Annotated in this window: 19 protein-coding genes; 2 read left to right on the top strand and 17 right to left on the bottom strand. The window is 59.1% G+C overall.

From position 1 onward, the window contains the following. Positions 1–199: 199 nt before the first annotated feature. From EJ997_RS00775 to EJ997_RS00745, 7 genes are all read right to left on the bottom strand, one after another. Positions 200–397 (bottom strand): hypothetical protein, encoded by a 198-nt coding sequence (locus tag EJ997_RS00775; protein ID WP_126702882.1) that lies wholly within the window; start codon positions 395–397, stop codon positions 200–202. A 183-nt stretch (positions 398–580) separates the two neighbouring features. Continuing rightward, positions 581–1,183 (bottom strand): HAD family hydrolase, encoded by a 603-nt coding sequence (locus tag EJ997_RS00770; protein ID WP_164719665.1) that lies wholly within the window; start codon positions 1,181–1,183, stop codon positions 581–583. Positions 1,184–1,365: 182 nt separating this feature from the next. Next, on the bottom strand, positions 1,366–5,067 hold the full coding sequence (locus EJ997_RS00765; protein WP_126702880.1) for a sugar-binding protein: 3,702 nt from the start codon (positions 5,065–5,067) through the stop codon (positions 1,366–1,368). 343 nt (positions 5,068–5,410) lie between these two features. Further along, positions 5,411–6,214 carry a carbohydrate ABC transporter permease gene (locus tag EJ997_RS00760; RefSeq protein WP_126702879.1) on the bottom strand — a complete coding sequence of 268 codons (804 nt, stop codon included), beginning with the start codon at positions 6,212–6,214 and terminating at the stop codon, positions 5,411–5,413. Beyond that, the gene (locus tag EJ997_RS00755; RefSeq protein ID WP_126702878.1) at positions 6,214–7,152 is read right to left on the bottom strand and encodes a carbohydrate ABC transporter permease; all 939 of its coding nucleotides are present in this window, start codon (positions 7,150–7,152) and stop codon (positions 6,214–6,216) included. The genes EJ997_RS00760 and EJ997_RS00755 overlap by 1 nt, the downstream gene beginning before the upstream one ends. A gap of 2 nt (positions 7,153–7,154) precedes the next feature. After that, positions 7,155–8,501: an ABC transporter substrate-binding protein gene (locus tag EJ997_RS00750; protein WP_126702877.1), complete on the bottom strand. Its 1,347-nt coding sequence runs from the start codon at positions 8,499–8,501 to the stop codon at positions 7,155–7,157. A gap of 25 nt (positions 8,502–8,526) precedes the next feature. Further along, complete coding sequence (locus tag EJ997_RS00745; protein WP_126702876.1) at positions 8,527–9,519, bottom strand: carbohydrate kinase family protein; 993 nt, start codon at positions 9,517–9,519, stop codon at positions 8,527–8,529. An 89-nt stretch (positions 9,520–9,608) separates the two neighbouring features. Between EJ997_RS00745 and EJ997_RS00740 the strand changes: the two genes are divergently transcribed. Next, positions 9,609–10,349: a DeoR/GlpR family DNA-binding transcription regulator gene (locus EJ997_RS00740; RefSeq protein WP_126702875.1), complete on the top strand. Its 741-nt coding sequence runs from the start codon at positions 9,609–9,611 to the stop codon at positions 10,347–10,349. Next, positions 10,346–11,680 carry a family 4 glycosyl hydrolase gene (locus EJ997_RS00735; RefSeq protein WP_126702874.1) on the top strand — a complete coding sequence of 445 codons (1,335 nt, stop codon included), beginning with the start codon at positions 10,346–10,348 and terminating at the stop codon, positions 11,678–11,680. Before EJ997_RS00740 ends, EJ997_RS00735 begins: the two co-directional genes overlap by 4 nt. Positions 11,681–11,824: 144 nt before the next feature. Here EJ997_RS00735 and EJ997_RS00730 read toward each other — a convergent pair whose 3' ends face one another. From EJ997_RS00730 to EJ997_RS00690, 10 genes are all read right to left on the bottom strand, one after another. After that, positions 11,825–12,364 carry a hypothetical protein gene (locus tag EJ997_RS00730; RefSeq protein ID WP_126702873.1) on the bottom strand — a complete coding sequence of 180 codons (540 nt, stop codon included), beginning with the start codon at positions 12,362–12,364 and terminating at the stop codon, positions 11,825–11,827. Between the two features lie 484 nt (positions 12,365–12,848). Further along, on the bottom strand, positions 12,849–13,919 hold the full coding sequence (locus EJ997_RS00725; RefSeq protein ID WP_206501731.1) for an NAD(P)/FAD-dependent oxidoreductase: 1,071 nt from the start codon (positions 13,917–13,919) through the stop codon (positions 12,849–12,851). A 5-nt stretch (positions 13,920–13,924) separates the two neighbouring features. Continuing rightward, positions 13,925–14,089 (bottom strand): hypothetical protein, encoded by a 165-nt coding sequence (locus EJ997_RS13045; RefSeq protein WP_206501730.1) that lies wholly within the window; start codon positions 14,087–14,089, stop codon positions 13,925–13,927. 1 nt (position 14,090) lies between these two features. Further along, the gene (locus EJ997_RS00720) at positions 14,091–15,479 is read right to left on the bottom strand and encodes an NAD(P)/FAD-dependent oxidoreductase (protein WP_206501729.1); all 1,389 of its coding nucleotides are present in this window, start codon (positions 15,477–15,479) and stop codon (positions 14,091–14,093) included. Positions 15,480–15,509: 30 nt separating this feature from the next. Beyond that, positions 15,510–16,925, bottom strand: coding sequence for an FGGY family carbohydrate kinase (locus EJ997_RS00715; RefSeq protein WP_126702872.1), 1,416 nt, complete (start codon positions 16,923–16,925; stop codon positions 15,510–15,512). 45 nt (positions 16,926–16,970) lie between these two features. Next, positions 16,971–17,741 carry a DeoR/GlpR family DNA-binding transcription regulator gene (locus EJ997_RS00710; RefSeq protein ID WP_126702871.1) on the bottom strand — a complete coding sequence of 257 codons (771 nt, stop codon included), beginning with the start codon at positions 17,739–17,741 and terminating at the stop codon, positions 16,971–16,973. A 320-nt stretch (positions 17,742–18,061) separates the two neighbouring features. Then, a complete protein-coding gene (locus EJ997_RS00705) occupies positions 18,062–18,826 on the bottom strand; it encodes an isocitrate lyase/PEP mutase family protein (RefSeq protein WP_126702870.1) in 765 nt (254 codons plus the stop codon). A gap of 245 nt (positions 18,827–19,071) precedes the next feature. Next, positions 19,072–19,914 (bottom strand): MetQ/NlpA family ABC transporter substrate-binding protein, encoded by an 843-nt coding sequence (locus EJ997_RS00700; protein ID WP_126702869.1) that lies wholly within the window; start codon positions 19,912–19,914, stop codon positions 19,072–19,074. Between the two features lie 310 nt (positions 19,915–20,224). After that, a complete protein-coding gene (locus tag EJ997_RS00695; RefSeq protein ID WP_126702868.1) occupies positions 20,225–20,911 on the bottom strand; it encodes a methionine ABC transporter permease in 687 nt (228 codons plus the stop codon). Next, on the bottom strand, positions 20,908–21,879 hold the full coding sequence (locus EJ997_RS00690; protein WP_126702867.1) for a methionine ABC transporter ATP-binding protein: 972 nt from the start codon (positions 21,877–21,879) through the stop codon (positions 20,908–20,910). The genes EJ997_RS00695 and EJ997_RS00690 overlap by 4 nt, the downstream gene beginning before the upstream one ends. Between the last annotated feature and the right edge of the window lie 5 nt (positions 21,880–21,884).

Raw genomic sequence — 21,884 nt, 5'->3', positions numbered from 1 at the left:
GCGTTTATTCGTTATTAATCTACGAAGGCCTAAATTCAAAGAACAGGTGAATGTGGACAGCGGAATCACGTCGCCACGAAAATTCGACTCGTTTTGGCGCACAGAACGACACGGAAAAGGCACAGAACGGCACGGAAAAATAGAACAGTACAGAAAAGCAGCCACCAAGGTGGCTGCTCAACTGAGAGGAATGAGGTGATCAGACGCTCGTCTTCTTCCGATAGAACGCAGCGCCCGCGACGATCACTGTACCGACCAGTGCAATGAACACGGAGATGGTGACCTTGGGTTCCTTCGCGAAGAAGTGAAGAACCACTTCGGCACCGACGAGGATGACGAAGAAAGTGACAAGCAGTCCGAAGAGGTATCCGATAGCGGCCTTGATCGCATGGGTCATGCTCCGATTCTCTCACACGACCAAACCGTGAAGAAAGCAAGAAAGCACCGAAATGCGAGCCTTGCGTCACGAAAAACCGCCTTAAGTAAACGGTTGGTAAACGGATGATTACCGGGCTTCTTCCGGCCTATGAATCAGCTGTGGCACCCGCTCGGGGATGGAAGGTGGCACCGGCGCACGGAGCTACTCCGACAGGTGGACGAGTAGCTCCGCCAGGGGCCTTTCCGTCACCGAGTGGACCGTGGCTCCTGCGGCACGTGCCGCGGCCAACCCAGTATCCGAGTCCTCGAAGACTGGACAGTCGTTGATATCTACTCCGAGCCTTTCCGCGCCGAGCAGGTAGGGAGCAGGGTCGGGCTGCCCCGGGATTTCATCATCTCCGGAAACATAGGTGCTGAGCGGATGGTCCCCAAGCCCGTCAACAAGTGCCTGAACGAGACTCTTGGGGGATGCTGTCACGAGGGCCTGGGGCAGCCCGGCGGTTTCAAAAGCCGACAGGAGCTCCCCGGCTCCAGGCATAAGAACCAGGCCCTTACGCATGCGGGCTTCAATAGCATTACCAACGTAATCGAACAGCATCTGGGGATCGGCCTTCTCCCCCGTTCCGCGCGTCACTGCCTGCGCGAGTGCCGTCGCATGGTCTTTGGAGGAGACGCCGAGGATGCGTTGCGGATCTTCATTCGGTAGCCAGACTCCGCCGGCTTCTTCGACCACTTTGATGGAAGCGGGGCGCCATCCGGGCTCCGTGTCGACGATCGTCCCATCCTTATCCGACAGGATTGCCACGGGCGCATTCTTCAAGCCGAGCTCGGTGTACAGGTCCGTTAATGCAATGTTCCTCAGCCTACCCAAGGTCAGCCAGGTCAAGCTCTGGCCACGCGATCTCCGGGCGCTTCCAAAAAGAGGTGCTCCCCGGACCTTTCGATCCGGGGAGCACCTCCCTGTTGCTATTGAGTCAGCGGTTGGCACTACGGGTTGACGTAGCGGTTCACCACCGGGGTGTCGATACCGTCGCCGTCGAAGTCACCAACGTAGGCGCGATCGTCAACTCGACCGTAGGAGATGGTTGTATCTGCTACTCCGCCAACGAGGGTGTTCTTCACGTAGAAGATCGTTCCTCGGCGGAGCGCGATCGTGTCGCCATCTTCTCCGTCGAAGTTACCAACGAAGACCTCGTCGCTTGCCTTGCCGTAGTGGAAGGAAATGTCGGCGTTGCCGCCAACGAGGGCGTTGGCGACGAAGAATTCGTCACCGCGGCGCACCACGAACGTGTCTTCGCCGTCTCCGTCGAAGTCACCCACGTAGGCTTCATCGCCGTCACGTCCATACTTGAACGTGGAATCGGCATTGCCACCTTCGAAGGAGTTGTTGACGTAGAAGGTCACTCCGCGGCGTACCGCAACGGTGTCCGTTCCGTCTCCGTCCCAGTCACCAACGAAGACCTCATCGGTTTCCTTACCGTACTTGAAGGAGATATCGGCATTACCCGACTTGATGGCGTTGTCGAGGAAGAATTCCTTGCCTCGGCGTACACCGAGGGTGTCAACGCCGTCGCCGTCCCAGTCACCGACGAGGACCTCGTCGCCTTCGCGACCGAAGACCACGACCTGATCGGCGATATTCGTGTCCCAGCTGTTGGCAATGAAGAAGAGGTTGCCGGCCTCGGGGGCCTGCGGTTCTTCCACATCTGCAGCGGAGATCGGGAAGGACCATGCCTCAACGTCGGATGCTCCCTGGTAGGAGACGAGCAGGTACGCTTCCTGCTCGGTGTCAACCGTGACATCGGCCAAGTCAAGGCTAATCGTGCCTGCCGAGGCGGCGGCCTCAGCCTCGGCGAGGAGGCGTCCGTTCATGTCCGGAGCCCATGGGCGTGCCTTGCCGTCTTCGGGCGAGCACGCGTCGTTTCCGTATTCGGAGTACTCACAGGAGCTCGTCCATACGGGGATGTAGGTCGGGTCGCCCTGCCACACGTATGCGCGGAGCGTTCCGTCGGTTGCTCCCGTGACGTCGACGCTCACGGTGTCACCGGAGAGAGCAGGAGTTGCCTCAACGGTGGAGTTCGGCTGGAGACCTGCCATGGTGTTGCCGGTCGTAGCGGACTGCCACACGGACTGCGGGGACTCTGCACTCTGCAGTGCGGTTTGCGGGATGATTGGATCATCGACCTCGCCGGTGCTGCCTGCGGGCGGTTCGTAGCCGTCGAGGTAGGCGTGGCCCCAGCGGTAGGGCTCGGACTGCTGGGACCCGAAGGGCGACCAGGCAAGCCTGGTGTCGCCAACGAAGTCCTGGTTGTCCGTGTCGTACGGGGAAACGTTGAAGCCCATGTAGGTGGGATCAATGTCGTTCGTCGAAGCATCGCCGGTAGGTGCGGCCGAGGTCGGTCCGGTTGCTGCCGGGAGGGCATCGAACGGGATTTTCACCTCAATCTGGTAGCGGCCACCCACGTAGGAATTGCCGTCACGCTCCACGTTGACTGCAACCTCAACACCTTCGGCGTTCAGGCCACCTTCGATAGTCTCCGCCAGCGGACCGGACGAGAAGCCCTGGTGGTTGTCAGCATCCCTGGTCCAGCAGGGACCATCTACACCGTTGCCACCGAAGTTGTCAGGATCATCCGTGAACGGGAAGATGCCGAGCTTGAAGGTCGACGAGGTGTCAACCGAGTTACCGAGGGGATCAAGCTGAACCTCTACGGAGTCAACGAGCCAGTGACCGAAGCAACGGTCCGGGGTCGCAGCAGCGGATGCGGTGTCGTCAACGACATCGATCCACATGTAGATGGCATCGTCGTGCCAGCCGAGCTTCGTGACCGAATCGGCACCACAGTCGGTGTCGGACTCGCAGTCGCCACCCTCCCACCTGCGGGAGATGTCGATGGTCGTATCGTACTCGTCGCCGGTTCCGTCAACGGTCGGTGCAGATTCAAGCTCCGGAATCGAGACGCTCGGAACAACGTAGAGTTGCATGGACTCCGTCGCAACGGAGGTGCCCGAGGTGGTCGTGATCGACAGTTCGTCAATACGTCCGCCCTGATCGGCGGGATCCGTGCTGGTCAGCGTTGTCGAAACAACGATGGTTTCACCGGCAGCAACCGAGAAGTCAACGCTGTCCTCAGAGACAACGAAGCCTTCGGGGATGTCGAATTCGACGGTTCCGGTCGCATCGTCCGAGGTGCGGTTGGCAACGTCAACGTCAAGCGTGACGGATTCGCCCGCACCAATCTGGTTGATCGCGGGTGAATCACCGTCGACGCGAACGCCGGAATCGTCAGCCCACTCCTCGAACTCAAGGAAGTTGCCCCAGCGAGCAAACCGGCCATCAATCGGTGCGGTGACCTCGACGTGGGTTTCGTTGTAGGCAGTTACACCATCGGCCGCGAAACGGACCGGGATCTTCACGGCGCCGGGGGTGGCGTCTGAAGCGGCAGTTACTTCGAACTCAACCGTGGTTTCCTCACCGGGGTTGAGCGCGGGAATCTGAGCGTCAGAATCAACGGTCCAGCCCTCGGGCACGTCCGCGGATGCGGTGCCTGCCGGGGTTGCGACATCGCCAGCGGCGACGGTCAGCTCGACTGTCGTGGGCTCACCGGGAGCAACGAAGTAGTCGGGTGCCGACGGGTAGTAGATGGTGCCCAGCGGAAGGCTGCCTTCCTGCTGGACCGAGCTACCGTAGTGCACGGCAATATCCTCACCCGCTGCGTCCGTTCCCAGCTCGGGGATCGGAACCCACGATTCACCAACCATGTAGTTCACACAGCTGGGGTCCACAAGGCCCTTGACCATCGTGCGGGCCTGGGTCGCGTGGAGCTGGCCGTCTTCGCGACCAACCTGCGCCCAGGTCTTCTTGGTGCCGGGCTCAACACCGGCGGTATTGCCTTCGACCCATTCGTACTCGGACTCGTAACCCGTCCAGGTTCCGTAGTTCGAGTAGCCGTTCGGATTGTCGGGTTCGAAGTTTGCCATACAGTTCGGGGCATCCGTTACGACACCGGAACCTGCGGCGCCTCCCCATGTCTGCTGGACAACCTTCTTGACCTGCCAGGTATCAACAGCGTCGGGGCCGCTCAGCTGCTCCGGGAACATCGTCGGATCGGATGCTGCTGCGGCAGCGTCGTAGGTGAGCCGGCCAGCGTACTGGTGGTTACCGTGACCTGCCGTGACAGATCCGGTCCAACTTACAAGGATCTCCGGCTGGGTTTCGCGAATGACGCGAACTGCCCTGCGGAGAACGTCCTCGCCGCCCCAGGCCTCTTCGGTGAGCGGAGCGGAGGTGTTGTAGTAGAAATCGACCTTGTCCAGGTAGTACATATCAACCGTGCCAGCACGCACGTGCGATGCACGGTCTTCGTTCTCGCGGCGCAGGCCGAGATCGGGTCCTGCCTCCGGGCCGACCGAGTTCGAGCCACCCTCACCGCGGGTGGTGAGCATAATGCCGCAATCGATGCCTTCCAGATCGCCCCAGACTCCACAGGGGGCGATAATGCCAGCATCGTCATCCGGGTGCGACCACACTCCCAGCACATCGAGTTTGACGGGCGACACGTCCGTTGAACGCGACCCCTCCTCGATCACTAACGTTTCTTCGGCAGTGGCCCCGTCGTCCGCTGCTGCGAGCGTCGGGACCATCAGGCCGGCGATCGCAACGAGCGCCAGTCCTATTCTCCGTTTCATGCTTCCTCCTTGAAGCTCCGGCACCGCTTATCAATTTTTGGCTTATCACTACTCAGCGGTGTATGTCACACCCTACGTATAACTGCGCACATATGGAATATCTCGAACATATTCCCGCGCTGGCGTGTCAATCTTGCGCATAAAGAAGCACCACCGATCATGTTGTTCCATAATCGGTGGTGCTTCGTGGGTCTATTCGGTGAGCATCTATTCCGCGAAGGACATAGACCGGTCACTATATGTCAGATGACGCAGCCTGCTTCGGGAAGCTTGAGGAAGTGGAGCGGGAGCGTGAAGGATCTCCCCACTCCCGCAAAACTTCGCCAACATGTTGGCCGGCTGGCTACTCCTTGACCGCGCCCTCTGTCATACCTGCGATGAAGTACTTCTGCAGGAAAATGTAGAGGATGATCATCGGTGCGGCGACGAGCACTGCGGCCGCTGCCATGAGAACAGCCGACGAGGTGTGGGCTGTGGAGAAGAACGCGAGGCTCATCGGGGCCGTTCGGAAGTCACCGTTGGGCGACATGACGAGCGGGATAAGGAAGTCGTTCCACGTCCACATGAACGTGATCATGACCTGAGTGATGATCGCGGGCCTACCCATCGGGATCAGCACCTTCCACAGCACCTGCCATTCGCTCGCGCCGTCCATCCGGGCGGCGTCGATAACGGAAGGGTTGACGTTGCGGAAGTACGCTCTCATCCAGAACGTTCCGAAGGCCAAGGATTGGGCTGTCTGCGGTAGGGCTACAGCCCAGATTGTGTCCGTTAACCCGAGCGAATTCAGGTCGAAGAACAGCGGGATAACGAGAGCTTCGGAGGGCACCATCATTCCGGCGAGGAAGATGAAGAAGATGATGTTCCCGCCCTTGGGTCGGACGACACCGAGGACGTAGCCGGTCATGACGGACAGGATCAGCGCTGTCAAGACGACGAAGACCGCGATCATGACCGAGTTCTTCATATAGTGGGAGAAGTTTCCTTGGTCCCAGGCGGTCGCGTAGTTATCGAAGTGGCCCCACGAATGATCGGTAGCAACCGTCGAATCAAGTGACCTGATGAAGACCGAAATGATCGGGTACAGCGATGAAATAGCGAACAGGCACAGGATGACGAGAGAGATAAGGCGCTCGTTACGAGACATTACTTCCCTTCCCTCTCACCAAGAACGTTCACCACGATGTTGATCGCGAAGATGATAACCATAAGGACAACCGCGAGCGCGGATGCGGTCCCGACGCTGCCGACCCGGAACGCCTGGTAGTACACCTCGTAGGCTGGCACTGTCGTTGACGTGCCGGGACCACCGGACGTTGTCATGTAGACAAGGTCGAAGGTCTTGAGGGCGTTGATCGTTGTCAGCGTGATGGAAACGAGGATCTCTGCGCGCACGGCAGGTAGCGTGATGTAGCGGAACTTGCCAAACGCGCCAACACCGTCGAGGGTGGCCGCCTCGTAGTAGGACTCGGAGACTCGCGCCATACCGGACATGAGAAGAACCGTAACGAGTCCTGTCGATACCCATGTACCAATGAAACCGACCGCGGGGAGAGCCCACGTGTAGCTTCCGAGGAACGACACGTCGAGCCCCAGCCCGAACCATCCGAGGGCCGTATTGAGCGGCCCGTCCTTGTCATAGATATCTCTCCAGGCGACCGCGAGGACAACCATGGCGATGACCTGCGGGAGGAACACGACGGTTCGGAAGAACCCGAGTCCTCGCACCTTTGACCGAACAAGGAGCGATGCGAGAGGAAGCCCGATAATGATGGGCAAGATCGCGAAGAAGAAGATGAGGACAAGGCCGTGGAGGAAGGCGTCGCGGAGGCGATCGTCTTGCCAGATGGCGGTGTAGTTCTCCACGCCCGCCCATTCGGCTGTCCCAAGCCCATCCCAGTGCCAGAACGACAGTCCAATAACCCGGATAACGGGGTAGATGATGAACGTGCCGTAGACGAGGACCGGGAGGGCCATCAGCGCGATCGTGGTGACGGTACGTGTCCGCTTCTTCGACCGGGCTTTGCGCCGGGGACCGGCACCGCCATGAGTGACGGTGCCGGGTACCCCTGGTGCTGCAACCATTGTTAGTTCTGCGCCTCGTTGTAGGCGTCACCAATGGTCGTGACGAACTCTTCGGGGGTGCTTCGTCCCGCGAGGAGGTTCTGAAGAGCATCGCCCATGACCTGGTCCATCGTCGGCGTAGCCCAGTCGAGGTACGGAACGATGTTGCCGTCGGAGACGAGCTCGTCGAAGGCGGTCATGACATCGGCGACAACCTGGTCGGCGCTGTCGGTGAACTGGGATGCGTTGAGGACGGGAACGTTGCCGGTCTCGGCGAGGATCTGCATGGCCTCATCGGAGGTGATGAAGTCAATGTAGGCAGCGGCCACGTCGTTGTCTTCAGCGGCGGAGGTCACCGCGAAGGGCAGGCCGGTACCACCGGTGGTGGTGGGGCCTTCACTCGGCGGGAGTGCGAAGCGAACGTCGTCGCCCATGGCAACGCTCAGGTCAGCTGCCAGCCAGGAGCCCGCGATGAGGTAGACGCCCTCACCGTTGGCGAAGTCCTGCCAGACCTGGTCGTAGTCTTCACCGTTGACGCCGGAGTTGAAGTAACCTTCGTTGGCCCAGTCCTGCATCTGTGCAGCCGCCTCGCGGTTGCCGTCCGTGTCCCATTCGCCGCCGGGGTTACCGAAGCCGAGGGTACGGATGTTCTCAGCATCTTCGTACTGGCCCTGGATGGCACCGAAGACGTGGATAGCGGGCCACTTGTCGATGTTGCCGAGGACGAGGGGAACCTCGCCGGCCTCAACGATCTGAGGTAGCTGCTCTTCGAGTTCCTCCCAGGACTCCGGGTATTCCAGGCCGAGCTCATCGAGCTTCGACTGGGAGTAGTAGATACCGACGGTCTCACCGACCTGAGGCAGGCCGTAGACACAGCCCTCACCGAAGGTCGCGGCATCATCGGAATACGACGAGTAGGCGAGAATGTCACCGAAGCGATCCTCCCAGCCGTAGGCCTCAGAGTAGTCGTCAAGGCAGACGATCTGGTCCGAGGCAACGAACTGGCCCATCATCGAGCGTGCGTTGTTGGCCTGGACAACATCCGGAGCGTCCGCACCGGACAGGGCGAGACGGAGCGTGGTTTGCAGGTCCTCGAAGGACTGCGAGTTACGTTCAATCGTAATGTTGTCGTACTTTTCCATGAAGGCCTCGTTGAGGAGCCTCATCTGCTCATCCTGGCCGCCACGGACTTCCTGGTCCCAGACATGGAGCGTTTGCTCCGGCTTATCAGAAATATCGGTCGTGACCTCCGACGTTGCGCCGTTGTCGGTCGTAGCATCGTCGTCGCTCTCATCGGCCGACGGGTTACATGCCGTGAGGACGAGGAGCGCTGCCGCTCCCAGTCCAACAAACTTGGCACTCGTTCTCATGGTTTTCTTCCTTCCGTTGGGCGCATCATTGCGCCGTAACACCAGTTATTTTCGTCCTTACGGCGCGGACGGAATCTCCCACCAGCGCCTCAAGCTTGCTGTCCTTTGTTAACCAGCCCATCAGATCATCCATGTGCGGGGCAGCGCAGGAACCTCCGATCTTCGAGACTGTCCACGCGGCCGCGCACTGCCCAAGATGAACACAGTCGGCGAGGCTGGCCCCGGCCGACAGGCCCGTCGCGAATCCCGCACTGAACGCATCGCCCGCACCGGTTGTGTCGATGGCCTCGACCTCGATTGCGGGAAACACCTCACGATAAATCGTATCGCCCTCGCGGTTTATAACGTGGACACCTTCCCCACCGCATGTCACAACGACTGACGGAACATACTCGATAAGGGCCTCTGCAGCATCCTCAATCGTGAGGGTCCGGGTGTAGTGTTGGGCTTCCGAGCAGTTGGGAACAAACACGTCGGCTACCGACAGCGCATCAAGATGCTCCCGCGGCCACTCCCCTGTCTCATCCCAGCCCGTATCAGCAATGACCAGGGTGCCCTGCTCCCGCCACTGAGCGATTCTGTCTTTCGCCCGCGCCAGGTACGGCAAGGACGCCATAAATACCGTCGGGGCATCGAGGTCTTCGGGAGGGAGCGGAACATCGTCCGAACCGTGGGTTGTGAGAGCCCGGTCCCCCTCCATCACCAGCGACACAGTGATGTTCTGGGTCGGAGTGTGCTCAGCGAACGACATGTTCACGTGCTCATCGGCGAGCATTTCTCGCACCCACGAACCGGCCCTGTCTTGACCGACGTAAGTGATGACGGAGGCATCAAGGCCAAGCCTTGCACACGCAACCGCCTGGTTGGCGACACCGCCCGGCATGATCCCGCTACCGGCGACCCACTGCTCCTCACCGGGGCGCGGAGCATGACCAAGACCAGCCATGACGATATCGAGGAATAAAGACCCTGCGACATAGACGGTTGGCTGACCGCCGTGGCGCGTGACGTAACCCATACAGGGAAGCCTAAAGGTGTGAACTACTGAATGCAAGTGATCGATCGTGCGTGCTTGTGCGCACTGTCAGCATTCACTATGCTCATACTATGCTCCCCGCCGAACGTAGGAAGCGCATTCTTGAAGAAGTGCGCCATTCCGGGGGACTCGACGTCGTGTCCCTGTCCGAACGCTACCAGGTCTCCAAGTCGACCATTCGCCGAGACCTCAATTTGCTTGATGCTCAGGGGATGCTCCAGCGGGTGCGAGGTGGAACAATTGATGTTGACGCACGCACGTTTGCTCAAATAGCTCCGAAATCAGCCGATGACAAGCAGCTCATCGGCCAGACTGCCGCTGAACTGGTGAACGATGGGGACATTGTCCTTATCGATATCGGCACCACCACGGCCGCCGCAGCCGAGGCACTCTACGGCAGGCGGGTCACCGTACTCACTGCCTCACTTGCCGTCATCGATATTCTGCGGAACTCCCCCGACACCGAACTGGTTGTGCTCGGCGGGGTCGTTCGCAATACCTATCTCTCCATGGTTGGATCTCTTACAGAGCAGGCCATGGATCAGCTTCGCGCCGATATTGCTTTCCTCGGCACCTCGGGCGTAAGCCCGGACCTTACCGTCCTCGATTCCACGGGAACCGAGGTTCCGATCAAGAAATCCATTTTGAGGAACTCAACGTCTGCCTATCTGCTGGCAAGCCCGGATAAGTTTCCCGGCTCAGGTATCCTCAAGATCTGCCCCGTCACGGACTTCGACGGGGTTATTACAACCGCAACCGGGCCAATCATCAATTCGATCAAGTCCACTGGCACTCAGGTGATACATCCATGAAACTACTTCTCGTCGGCGGCGGCGGTTTCCGCGTCCCCCAAATTCTTTCCGTCCTGGCAAACCCCAACCTTCCCCTTAATCTGACAGAGGTATGCCTCTACGACGTCGCAGACGACCGCCTGGCCGTCATGAAAGACGTCGTCAACCAGCTCGGCTATAAGAACCTCCCGACGGTGACGACCACGACCGACATGGTTGACGCAGTTAAGGGAGCCGACTTTATTTTCTCCGCCATGCGAATCGGCGGCACCTGCGGCCGCGTCATCGACGAACGCGAGGCACTCACCCGCGGCATCCTCGGCCAGGAAACAGTTGGAGCAGGCGGCTACGCCTACGCGTTCCGCACCATCCCGGAGGCCATGCGCCTCGCGGAGACCGTCAAGCAGCATGCGCCGGATGCTTGGATCATTAACTTCACGAACCCCGCCGGCATCATCACCCAGGCCATGCGCACGGTTCATCCCCGCGTGACCGGGATCTGCGACACCCCGATCGGCCTTGTCCGCCGCGCCTCCCTTATTGCGGGCTTTGACGAGAAGGACATTACCTACGACTACATTGGGCTCAACCACCTTGGCTGGCTCCGTTCCCTCAACGCCGGCGGCGATGACGTGCTTCCCTCGATCCTCGCGGACGATAATCAGTTGGTCCGGCTCGAAGAGGCCCGTACCGTTGGTTTCGACTGGGTGCGTGCCCTGGGGATGATCCCGAACGAATACCTGTACTACTACTACTTCAACCGCGAATCGGTGGAGAAGATCAGCGCCGGTCAAACCCGCGGCGAGTTCCTCCAGGCCCAGCAGGGATCCTTCTACGATGCTGCACAGGCAGACCCGGCACGCGCTGGTGACCTCTGGACCCAGGCCCACAACGAGCGCGAAGCAACCTACATGGCGGAGTCCCGGGATGAAGGGGAGTCGCGTCGCGAGGAAGACATGGGTGGCGGCTACGAGCACGTGGCCCTTGAACTTATGACAGCACTTGCCACCGGAACCCCGGCCCGAATGATCCTGGGTGTCGCCAACAACGACGGCGACTCCCTCATCATCCCCCAGCTCCGCGACGACGCCGTTGTCGAGGTTCCCTGCGTTGTCGACTCCAACGGCATCACGCCCATCAACCAGGGTCCTCTCTCCGGCCCCGAACTCGGGCTCGTCACCTCCGTCAAAGCCTGCGAAGAGCTCGTTATCGACGCGGCCATCTCAGGGGACAAGACGCTGGCATGGCGGGCACTCGCAGCCCACCCGCTCGTCGATTCCGTTGGCGTCGCCAAGGACGTCCTCGACGCCTACATCGACAAGAACCCCCAGATCGCCAAGACGTTCGAATAGGACGTCGCCACGCACACATAAGACTGCTCCCCGCAGGTTAGACTGATCATTCAGTTCCGACTGTCGGGGAGCAGTTTCTTTGGTTTCAGTTGTCATCGCGGTTCAGCGTATGACGGCGGGAAGTGATCCACCTGAATCACACAGTCAATCTGCGTGTACTGCGCGGTCCCTCGCGCGGAGGAGCGCGTAGCTGATCAGAAGAACCATCACTGCGACGAGGATCAGGGTGACGGCACTTAGTGCACCCGTGCGGAACCACTGTCCGAGCGCCGCATCAGCCTCAGCCTGCACGGGGCCGGTCGCGCTTGACGCCTGCCCAGTTTCAAAGATCGAGACGTAGCCCGGCTCTTTCGTGAGATGACACCACAGCGCACTACCGCCAAAGACAAGACCGGCAACCAGTGGCGGCACCATCGACAGCAGTGTGCGAGCATACGGCCATACGACCGTAATAACGATCAGCGCGACAACAACAATCCCCGCATTCCACCAGAAGGCCGAATACGAGCCTGCGCTCTCAATGTTGTTCGACCAGTCGACCGACACTCCGCGCGACGCGGCATCAGCTCTGATCTCAAAGAAACCAATAGCGATAATGCCAAGCAGGGCAATCGTTAAAGCAAGGACGCCACGTAGGACGGCGGGCACTCCGGTTTCTGGTGCTCGCTTTTCAACGGAAGTCATGACTGCCTCCCCTCATACTCGCGGTCCTGCGTGGCATTGACCGATCCATCAACTATGGCTGGCATGGCACCTATGCCACTCTCAATTAGAGCGTCAAAAAAATTGGGGGGGGCTCGACAAATTTTCGTACTGTTTGCCGTTTTCGATCATATTAGCTCTCCGTAATACGTCTGACTCGGTTCCTCCAACCTAGTGGTTCCTTGATGGTCTTTCCACCAATTTGCGAACTGAAACCGAATCGTGACCCGTGAATATCTCTCAGACCATCTTGATCCGCGCCCCGGAAGGATCAGCCAGAGACCAACCGTTTCGCTGACGAGCCGGCACTCAAATTTCCTAATCCGGCCTCAACCGCACCGTTCAAATCGAGCACGGCAGGGCCGCAACGCGAGCAAGCCGCCGAAGGCCGGGAACGCCTGACGCGCTCCCGGCCTTCACCTGTACCGGCATAAAGTCAGCCGCCACCTGTCACGGCAGACCGGCCTTATACGATCGAGATTGTTACCGGCTCCCCGCCGCGGTCGACCTTCTCAAGGATGCTTGCCGGTACTCGGAAAACGCGTCCCGGGGCGGCTGGCCAGGCCGTCTTCATTGATCCGACAAGCTTGCCGCCCTGGCGTGCCTCGATCGTTGGGCGAGCAACGTATTCGTCCACCCAGAACAGCAGGCGGTCGCGGGCAGGGCCAACATCGCCCGGACGGAGAACGTTCGGGCTGACCCAACGCAGTGGCTTCTCGGCAGTGAGGTCAATGCCTCCGGATGGAATGGATGCTCCTCCTAGGTAATCGAGCACCTGGGCAGCAACGTGCTTTCCGTCGAGGGCGGCAACATCTGCTGTTTCAACAGGGTGCAGAATGTTGCCGATGGCAAACACGCCCTCCTTGGAGGTTCGCAGGCCCGAGTCCACTCTCGGGGACTTCGTTGCGGGATCCATGTCGAGATGTGCCATGCGGGCGAGCTCGTGATCGGGCACCCAGTCACCGGTGAACACGAGCCAATCGCAGTCGAGCGTTGCTCTCCTGCCGGTGTCGAGATGTTCGATTTCAATAGCGGAAACTCTGCCTCTGCCGATCACGCGAACGACTTTCGAGCGAGTGACGACGCGGGAGCGGAAGAAGATCGAGCCGGGCCCCCGGAAGATCCGGTACGACTCGCTCTTCGGGTACTCGGTAACGAGCGCAACTGGCTGAGCGCCGGCTTCTTTAAGCGTGAGCGCCGCCGACCAGGAGACGAGCTCACCGCCGATGATGACAGCTCTTCCGCTGAGCTTCTCGCCGTGCAGGTGGACCATGTTCTGGAGTTGACCGGTGGTCAGCACACCACCGGGTCGATCGCCGGGGATCCGGCGTGCCATGCGGGGGCGTTCACGTGCTCCCGTTGCAAGGATTGTGGCCTTGGGTTTGATGAGGAGCCGTCCTTCGGGACTGGTTGCCTCAAGCGCCCCGTCTTCGGCGTACCCCGTGACCTGGGTTTGGGTCATGATCGTGACGCCGGCAGCCTCAGCTTTTTCGACAAGTAGGCGCGCGTATTTGGGTCCAGAGACAAACTTCTTCATGTCCCTCATGCCGTATCCCGGGTGGTCGGCGTGGCGGGGGATGCCGCCAGCGTCCTTCTCCCGGTCGACGACAAGAACCTCTCCCCGAGGCTCTTACCAAGCTCAGCGGCAGCAGTGAGTCCTGCTGGGCCTGCACCGACGATGAGGACAGTGGGCGAAAGAGTTTTCATGTCAATTCCCCTTCTTTCCAGCGGCGAACTGGGCCGCAACCTCTGCGCCGCAGAAGAAGCCCTGGCACCTGCCGTTCATGGCCCGCGTGCGGCGACGCAAACCGTTAATCGTTGTCGGCGGGATGACCGAGTTCATGGCGTCACGGATCTCTCCGCGAGTGACTCGTTCACAGAAGCAGACTATCTCGCCATAGGCGGGATCCTTGTCAATCAGTTCCGCATCCGCGTAGGGCCGCACCTGGTGCTGTCCAAGCGGAGCCATCTTCGGCGGCTCGGGAAGATTGGAGCGCTCCTCGAGTGTGAGTCCTGCATCCTTCAGTAGGTCAATAAGGTACTGCGCCACCGCCATAGCGGACGTCAGGCCGGTCGACCGGATCGCACCCGCGATCGCGTACCGCTGATCCCCGTCGACCTCGATGAGGTAGTCGGAGAGGTCGTGGGCTGCTCGCAGGCCGGCGTAGGAAGCGGTTACTTCTTCATCCAGGAGCTGCGGGAAGATGTGGGAACCCTTTTGGATGAGGAAATCAAAACCTTCTTCGGTCGTGGACGTGTCGGTCCTATCCTCCCCATCGTCTGCCGTCGGTCCGAGCATGACGTTACCGAACGCTGTTGGACTGACGAGGACGCCCTTGCCCTTTGACGATGGGACGGCGAGCACAATCTTGTCGACCAGCTCTGCTGAAAGCTTGTCGAAAACGAAGAGTTCTCCCTTACGGGGATGGACGTGGATCCGGTCGTAGCCAAACCTACGATCAAGGTGGTCACCGCCAAGACCCGCGGCGTTGATAACCCACCGCGCTTCGATATCACCCCGGTTTGTTCCAAGGATTGTCGTGTTCTCACCAACGGTGACCATCGTGATTTCGTGCTCGAGGAGGAGCGTCGCTCCCCTATTCACAGCATCGGTTGCAAAAGCGAGAGGTAGCGACCAGGCATCAATAATTGACTCATCGGGAACCGTGAGACCACCCTTCACCCCGTCGCCTAGGTGCGGCAGGAGCTCATAAACTCCGTCAGTATCAATAATCTCAGTCTTGTTGTAACCGTTTTTCTCAGCCTTCTCTTGGAGTGACGGTAGTGCGGCAAGCTCCTCCTCGTCCCAGGCCACGAGCACGGCACCGGACTTCTTCAGTCCGATACCGGTCTTTTCGCAGTAGTCTTCAGTGAGGAAATAGCCTTCGCGTACGAGCTGAGATTCCAGGGTTCCCGGGGAGGCATCGAATCCGGTGTGGAGGATCGCCGTATTTGCTTTGGATGTCCCCTCACACACGTCTTCTCTAGCGTCGAGAAGCACAACGGTGTTCGATGTTCCCGCGAGCTGCCGTGCTATCGCCGAGCCAATGACGCCGGCTCCAATGACCGCAAAATCGTACGGTCGTGTCATGTTCATAGCCGTTCCTTTCAGCGTGATCTGGCAACACTAGAATTCGAGGTTCGCCTCAACTGCGGCAACCCAGCGCTTACGGAAAGCCGCAGCATCGTCAGCACTCATCTTCGGCTCGTACGTGGCTTCGGGCTCCCACGAATAAGGCCCCTCCTCCACCGACATATCCGGGTTCAGCGCCAGCCTCATGGCAGCGGCAGCACCGAGGGCCGTGGCGTGGGCAGACGGGTAGGTATCGATCGGGACCTGAAGCAGATCCGACTGGATCTGCATGAGGACCTTCGAGTTGGTCAGCCCACCATCGACCTTGAGTCTCTGCAGGGGCGTGTCGACACCGGCGGCGATTAGGCTAGCGAGCTCGGCAACCTGGGCGGAGATCCCTTCGAGGATGGCGCGGGAGATCTCTGCCTTACCGGTGGCTAGCTTCATGCCGGTGAGAAAAGCTCCAGCATCGGAACGCCACCACGGAGCCGCCAGCCCGGCGAAGGACGGGCCGCACAGGACCCCGCCTGAATCTTTCGCCACTTCCTTATCGATCTCCTTGACGCCGGAGATCATTCCCATGTCTTTCATCCACCGCACCGCCGTTGCGGCAGTGTAGACCTGGCCGTCAACACAGTAGGAGGTCTTGCCCCGTAGCGTCCACGCCACGGAGGTTGTCAGGCCCGACTCGAAGCGATGTGCTTCATGGCCAGTGTTAACGAACAGGAAGGCGCCGGACCCGTAGGTGCACTTCGAGTCACCGGGATCAAGGCAACTCTCGGCAAGCAGAGCCGCCTGCTGGTCAACCATGAGACCGCCAACGGGGATCTCACCACCGAAGAGGGTCGTCGTGCCGACGATCTCGTCGGACGCCACAAGACGCGGCATTTTCTCGTCCTGGAGCCCAAAGATCTCCAGGAGCTCATCGTTCCATTCGACCGTGTCAATATCGAGAAGGAGGGAGCGCGATGCAGTTGAGGTGTCGGAAACGAATTCGCCGGTGAGCTGGTATACCAGCCACGAATCCGACATCGTCACCACACCTTCCTTCGTGAGGTTCTCGCGAACCCAGGCAAGCTTAGGCGCTGCAAAATAGGTGTCGAGAACAAGGGCGGTTAGTTCATGAATGCGATCAGCTTTGCTTTCGAGGCGGGCAACAATGTCCTTCGATCGCTTGTCCATCCAATTGACACAGGGAGTCAGCGGGTCGCCGGTCTCAGGATCCCAGGCAAGAACAGTTTCCCCGACGTTTGCCAGGGCCACGCCGTCAATTGGTTTACCGGCCTGCTCGATGGCTTCACGCCCAGCATCCACAATCGAGGCAAGTAGTTCGTGCGGGTCATGCTCAACCCCGTCGTTCGAGATGTGATTGAGGGTAACGGGCTTTTCGACAATGGCGTGAATGCCATCATCATCGACGACAATTGCCTTGGAGCCGGAGGTTCCCTGATCGAGTGCAAGAATAGCCATTGAATTGCCTTTCAGTCTTCATTGACATGGGTTTTTCAGTGACGCTTACGCGTCGGCGAGAAGCAGTTGTGCTCCCCTGTCTTTAAGTGCGTCGATTGCGGACTGATCGAGCCCACTATCGGTAGCAATGTACGTTGGTATCTCAACATCGCAAAGCTTGAAGGGTGCGGTCTTACCGAACTTCGAGGAATCGGCGACGACCACCGCGGTCTGGGAGTTTGCAAGGACCGACTGTTTGACGTGCATCTCATCAAAGTCGTAGTCGGTTACCCCAGCATCAGCTGTGATCGCACCAATTGAAATCACCGCAAGGTCCGGGTACAGACCATCAAGGAACGATGTCGCCATCGTTCCCGACAGCGAGAGTTCAGACTTGCGCAGGCGCCCGCCTGACACAATGATCTCGGCACGTTCAAGACGTGACAGTGTGCCAACGGCACGCAATGATGCCGTCACGATAGTTCCCGAGAAAGATGATGGGAATGCTCGAGCAACGGCTTCAACCGTTGTTCCCAGATCAAGGAACACGGTTCCCGATTCCGGTATGAGCTCAGCAACCCGCTCCGCGATCTGTGCCTTCTGCTCGGAAGCAATGTTCTCGCGTTCCGAGTGCGGAGCTTCGCTACGGGAGGTAACAGCAATACTGATTGCTCCCCCATAAACGCGCTTCAGCAGAGCCAGCTTCTCGAGCTCAAGAAGATCTCGCCGGACCGTCTCAACCGACACTCCGTATCGTTGAGCAATATCGTCGGTCTCGACACCACCCTGCGTGCGAAGATCCTCGAGGATCAGGCTCCGGCGCTCCTGTGCAAGCATGCTCTACCTCTCTGACTAACTCGAACACTAAACCAAATCCACGCAATCGGGCAACAATCCACAAGAACTCGACTTCGCACACTTTCCCAATGCACGATGGCTGAATCTCACCCCGGTTGTTTTGGCGCTCTGAAACCTTACTGCGGCACCAAACCACGACAGGATAATCATGAAGACAACAGCTATTGATGAATACACTTCCGCCGCATCCGTGTAAATTCGGCCCCCGGCCCCAGGCGTGAACGTAAGACTTCCTGATAACACATAGCCCCGGTGACCGCCTCCCTTGAGGCGTCACCGGGGCATGTTGATTTGTGGTTTTAGAGCCAGGCTTCTAGTTGCTTTGCCGAGACATCGGTCAGCCAGGACTGCCAGCGCGGACCGAAGGAGATGCGACGGACGCCGAGGCGCTTCAAGCCAGCAAGGTCACCGGCGCCGTTACCATCCACTGGGTGAACGCCGATATTGACGGGGACGGAGACAGCCTCCACAAGTGCTGAGACCTGTTCGACGGTTGATGCCCTGACGGGATAAACAGAGCGGGCACCGGCCTGCTCAATGAGTTTGATCCGTTCTACTGCTTCTGCGAGGGGATCATCATAAACGTCGGTTCCAAGCCTGATGGCATCGGTTCGTCCATTAATGACGAAGTCGACTCCTGCGCCATCTGCGGCCTGCCGGGCGGCGGCAATATAGTCCGCATGCTCCTGGCGGTCACGAACCCGGTCGTCTTCCCGGTGAACAACGTCCTCGATGTTGGCTCCGACGGCACCCGATTCGATGATGCGCTCGATGAGTTCTTTCGGATCGAGCCCATATCCCGACTCGACATCAGCACTGACAGGAATGTCGACGGAGTCGACGATCCTCTTGACTATGTCCAGGTATTCGCCGAAATCCATATTCTCGCCATCGGAGCTACCGATAGCGTCGGCAACCGGGTGGCTACCGACGGTGAGTCCTGCGAAGCCAACATCTGCCGCTATCCGACCACTCCACGTGTCCCACACAGTTGGCAGGACTAAAATCTCACCCGATTCATGTTGATTGGCGAATAGTTTTGCTTGTTCTTTGATGTTTGACATCCGTGTTCCCTCCCAGAGTCATCTCGAGACTATGCGGGGTACCTGAACAATCCCTAGGGCTTTCACCAAGAGCTTTTATCAGGCCGAGCATCCGCACCTAACACGGTTCAAACACGGTGCTTGGTCAGACTTTTCAAGCAACAGCGCTTCTTAGTACCGCTCAATCCTCAGAACATGTTTATGTCGAAAGTGATTGCGAAAGGGGGCAACCGGTCGTAGCCAGTCACCCCCTTTCTCGGTGTTACTTAGAAGGCAGGAACAACCTCACCGTTGGGGTAGGTTTCGGTGATAAAGTCGGCGACTTCCTGCGAGTGGAGGAGTTCGTCGAGTGCCTGGATGGCCTCGAGCTTGTCGGTGTCGGTGTTCCAAGCGAGCACGTTCGCGTAGGGGTTGTCTTCACCGGACTCGATGGCGATCGAGTCTTCGGAGGGAACAAGCCCACCGTCAAGGGCGAAGTTACCGTTGATGATGGAGAGATCGACCTGGTCGAGGGTACGAACAAGGTTCGGGGCCTCAAGTTCAACGAACTCGATGTTCTTCGGATTGTCAGCAATATCGAAGATGGTGGGATTCTCGACGGAGTCGTCGAGGGTCAGCACACCATTGTCCTCAAGCAGCCAGAGAGCGCGAGCCTGGTTGGAGGGATCGTTGACGATAGAGACCTTGGCACCGTCCGGGAGGTCGTCGATGGACTCAAGAGTCTCGGAGTAGGCAGCGTAGGGCTCAATGTGGACGCCTTCGCCACGGTCGAACTCGTAACCGTTATCGGCGATCTCAGTCTCGAAGTAGGGGACGTGCTGGAAGAAGTTAGCATCCAGGTCACCCGAGTCGAGGTTACGGTTCGGCAGGACGTAGTCGGAGTACTCGACAACCTCGATGTCAATACCGGCCTCTTCGGCCAGGTTTTCATCGATGTAGTTGAGGATGTCTGCGTGGGGAACCGGGGAGGCTCCAACCTTGAGGGTGACAACCTCACCGGAGGCCGCGGTCGAATCCGAGGTGGTCTCCTCGGATTCCTCTTCATTGGACGAGCATGCCGAGAGGGCAAGGGCTGCGGCTGCTGTGAGAGCAAAAATTTTACGACGCATTGGTTTACTTCCTTTTGTTATTAAATGAGCAAGTGGGATCCTTGGAACCCTCTGCTCGGATTGCCAGTCCGCACTATGGGTGCGGTCGTGGCGGAGATTGTGTTGACGGTGCGGGCATAGCCCAGAGTTACGGGGATGACGTGACTCGAGAGAGATCTCGGTGAATTACGGTCACGAGGAGCGAGCCAAGAAGCCTTGTGCGAGCGCTTCCATTCGAAGAACTGTTTCGGTGGAGGTCACTCGAATGAGTTGCTTCCTGCGATTCGGATCAGGTGTTTGTCGCGAGTCGTTCGTTCCGATATGCAGAGACTCAGCGGTGGTCTACATATCGGCTGAGCATGTCGCCGAGCATTTGGACGATTTGAACGATAACAACAAGAACAACAACGGTGATGATGAGGACGTCGAGGAAGTACCTCTGGTAGCCGTAGTTGTAGGCAAGAGCTCCGAGCCCGCCGCCTCCAACCGTGCCTCCCATGGCGGAGAAGCCAATAATCATGATGATGAGAACGGTGATCGACTGGATGATTCCGGGAAGGGCCTCACGGAGAATCACGTCCCCCATGATCCTCGTTCGTGTTGCCCCCATCATCTGAGCGGCTTCGATCTTGCCTGAATCAACAGCCAGAAGGTTCGTCTCGACCAGGCGAGCAAAGAACGGAATGGATCCGATTGCGAGCGGGAACACCATGCCCCGCCATCCAATGTTGGTCTGCATGACCCAGTCCGTGACCGGTAGCAAGAGGATCAGAAGGATGATGAACGGGATCGAACGCCCGACGTTAACGATCAGGGAAAGAATGGCGTTGACGATCTTGTTAGGACGGATTCCGCCCTTCGCGGTGGCAACGAGAAGGATACCGAGAGGCAATCCAATGACCACCGTTGCGAGGGTGGACCAGCCGACCATGAGCAGGGTTTCCACGGTCGCGTCCCACAGCGTCTCTTGGACGATCTGGTTATTGAACCACGTGCCGTCCTGAGTCAAAGTATTCATGCTGCACGCTCCTTCGCATCAATGCCCTGAGCAGCGAGCGCCGCAATGGTCGAATCGACCCGAGCATTTTCAACCGAGAGAACGAGGCGTGCGATCTGGGCGGAGCCCAGAGTCTCGAACGTTCCAGCGGTAACATCTGCCCCGAGCTCGGCCACCAGGCTGAGAACGTGGGAACCGGAGGGCTCCCCCGGACGGGACGTAAAGGCAATGTCGATCAGTGTCGTTCCCGGCGGGATCTCGTCAACCTTCGGAGGCGGAACAATGGCAGCACCTAGGCGGGAGCCGGTGTCCGTGATGATCTCGTCAAGCCTGCCGGACTGAACAACCTTGCCCTTCGACAGGAGCGTGACGGCGTCACAGGTTTCGCGCACCACCGACATCTCGTGCGTGATGATGACGACCGTGACACCGGTCTGGTCGCGAACATCCTTAATGAGGTCGAGAATCTGTTCGGTGGTTTGAGTATCGAGAGCCGAGGTCGGTTCATCGCACAGGAGCACTGCGGGCCGTGCCGCGAGCGCACGGGCAATGGCGACGCGCTGGCGCTGACCACCGGAAAGCTGGGACGGATAGGAGTCGCCACGGTCACCAAGGCCGACGAGGTCAAGGAGCTCTTGTACGCGTTCGCGCCGCCCTCCCCTATCAAGGCCGGCAACCTTCAGCGGGTACGCAATGTTTTGACCGGCGGTACGAGCATCAAGCAGGTTGCCGCCCTGGAACACCATGCCGATTGAGCGGCGTGCTGTCCGTAGCTGGTTGGGGGTGAGCGAGGAAAGGTCCTGCTCATCGACCCAAATATGGCCTTCGGTTGGCCTTTCGAGTGCCGTCAGGCACCTGATCAGAGTGGACTTGCCCGCACCCGACTGGCCCACAATTCCGTGAATTTGGCCTGCAGGGATATTGAGATCGATACCGTCGAGAGCGACAACTCCCGGGTACACCTTGCGGACACCGTCCAATGTGATCATTGATT

It is taken from the genome of Flaviflexus ciconiae (assembly GCF_003971195.1).
In the GTDB taxonomy this organism is placed as follows: Bacteria; Actinomycetota; Actinomycetes; order Actinomycetales; family Actinomycetaceae; genus Flaviflexus; species Flaviflexus ciconiae.
The sequence above is the reverse complement of the archived record's forward strand: the minus strand, read 5'-3'. Positions and strand labels throughout refer to the sequence as shown.

Coding starts and splice junctions, on each gene's coding strand:
- EJ997_RS00775 (WP_126702882.1), bottom strand. CDS start 397: ATGACCCATGCGATCAAGGCCGCTATCGGATACCTCTTCGGACTGCTT.
- EJ997_RS00765 (WP_126702880.1), bottom strand. CDS start 5,067: ATGAAACGGAGAATAGGACTGGCGCTCGTTGCGATCGCCGGCCTGATG.
- EJ997_RS00760 (WP_126702879.1), bottom strand. CDS start 6,214: ATGTCTCGTAACGAGCGCCTTATCTCTCTCGTCATCCTGTGCCTGTTC.
- EJ997_RS00755 (WP_126702878.1), bottom strand. CDS start 7,152: ATGGTTGCAGCACCAGGGGTACCCGGCACCGTCACTCATGGCGGTGCC.
- EJ997_RS00750 (WP_126702877.1), bottom strand. CDS start 8,501: ATGAGAACGAGTGCCAAGTTTGTTGGACTGGGAGCGGCAGCGCTCCTC.
- EJ997_RS00745 (WP_126702876.1), bottom strand. CDS start 9,519: ATGGGTTACGTCACGCGCCACGGCGGTCAGCCAACCGTCTATGTCGCA.
- EJ997_RS00740 (WP_126702875.1), top strand. CDS start 9,609: ATGCTCCCCGCCGAACGTAGGAAGCGCATTCTTGAAGAAGTGCGCCAT.
- EJ997_RS00735 (WP_126702874.1), top strand. CDS start 10,346: ATGAAACTACTTCTCGTCGGCGGCGGCGGTTTCCGCGTCCCCCAAATT.
- EJ997_RS00730 (WP_126702873.1), bottom strand. CDS start 12,364: ATGACTTCCGTTGAAAAGCGAGCACCAGAAACCGGAGTGCCCGCCGTC.
- EJ997_RS00725 (WP_206501731.1), bottom strand. CDS start 13,919: ATGAAGAAGTTTGTCTCTGGACCCAAATACGCGCGCCTACTTGTCGAA.
- EJ997_RS13045 (WP_206501730.1), bottom strand. CDS start 14,089: ATGAAAACTCTTTCGCCCACTGTCCTCATCGTCGGTGCAGGCCCAGCA.
- EJ997_RS00720 (WP_206501729.1), bottom strand. CDS start 15,479: ATGAACATGACACGACCGTACGATTTTGCGGTCATTGGAGCCGGCGTC.
- EJ997_RS00715 (WP_126702872.1), bottom strand. CDS start 16,925: ATGGCTATTCTTGCACTCGATCAGGGAACCTCCGGCTCCAAGGCAATT.
- EJ997_RS00710 (WP_126702871.1), bottom strand. CDS start 17,741: ATGCTTGCACAGGAGCGCCGGAGCCTGATCCTCGAGGATCTTCGCACG.
- EJ997_RS00705 (WP_126702870.1), bottom strand. CDS start 18,826: ATGTCAAACATCAAAGAACAAGCAAAACTATTCGCCAATCAACATGAA.
- EJ997_RS00700 (WP_126702869.1), bottom strand. CDS start 19,914: ATGCGTCGTAAAATTTTTGCTCTCACAGCAGCCGCAGCCCTTGCCCTC.
- EJ997_RS00695 (WP_126702868.1), bottom strand. CDS start 20,911: ATGAATACTTTGACTCAGGACGGCACGTGGTTCAATAACCAGATCGTC.
- EJ997_RS00690 (WP_126702867.1), bottom strand. CDS start 21,879: ATGATCACATTGGACGGTGTCCGCAAGGTGTACCCGGGAGTTGTCGCT.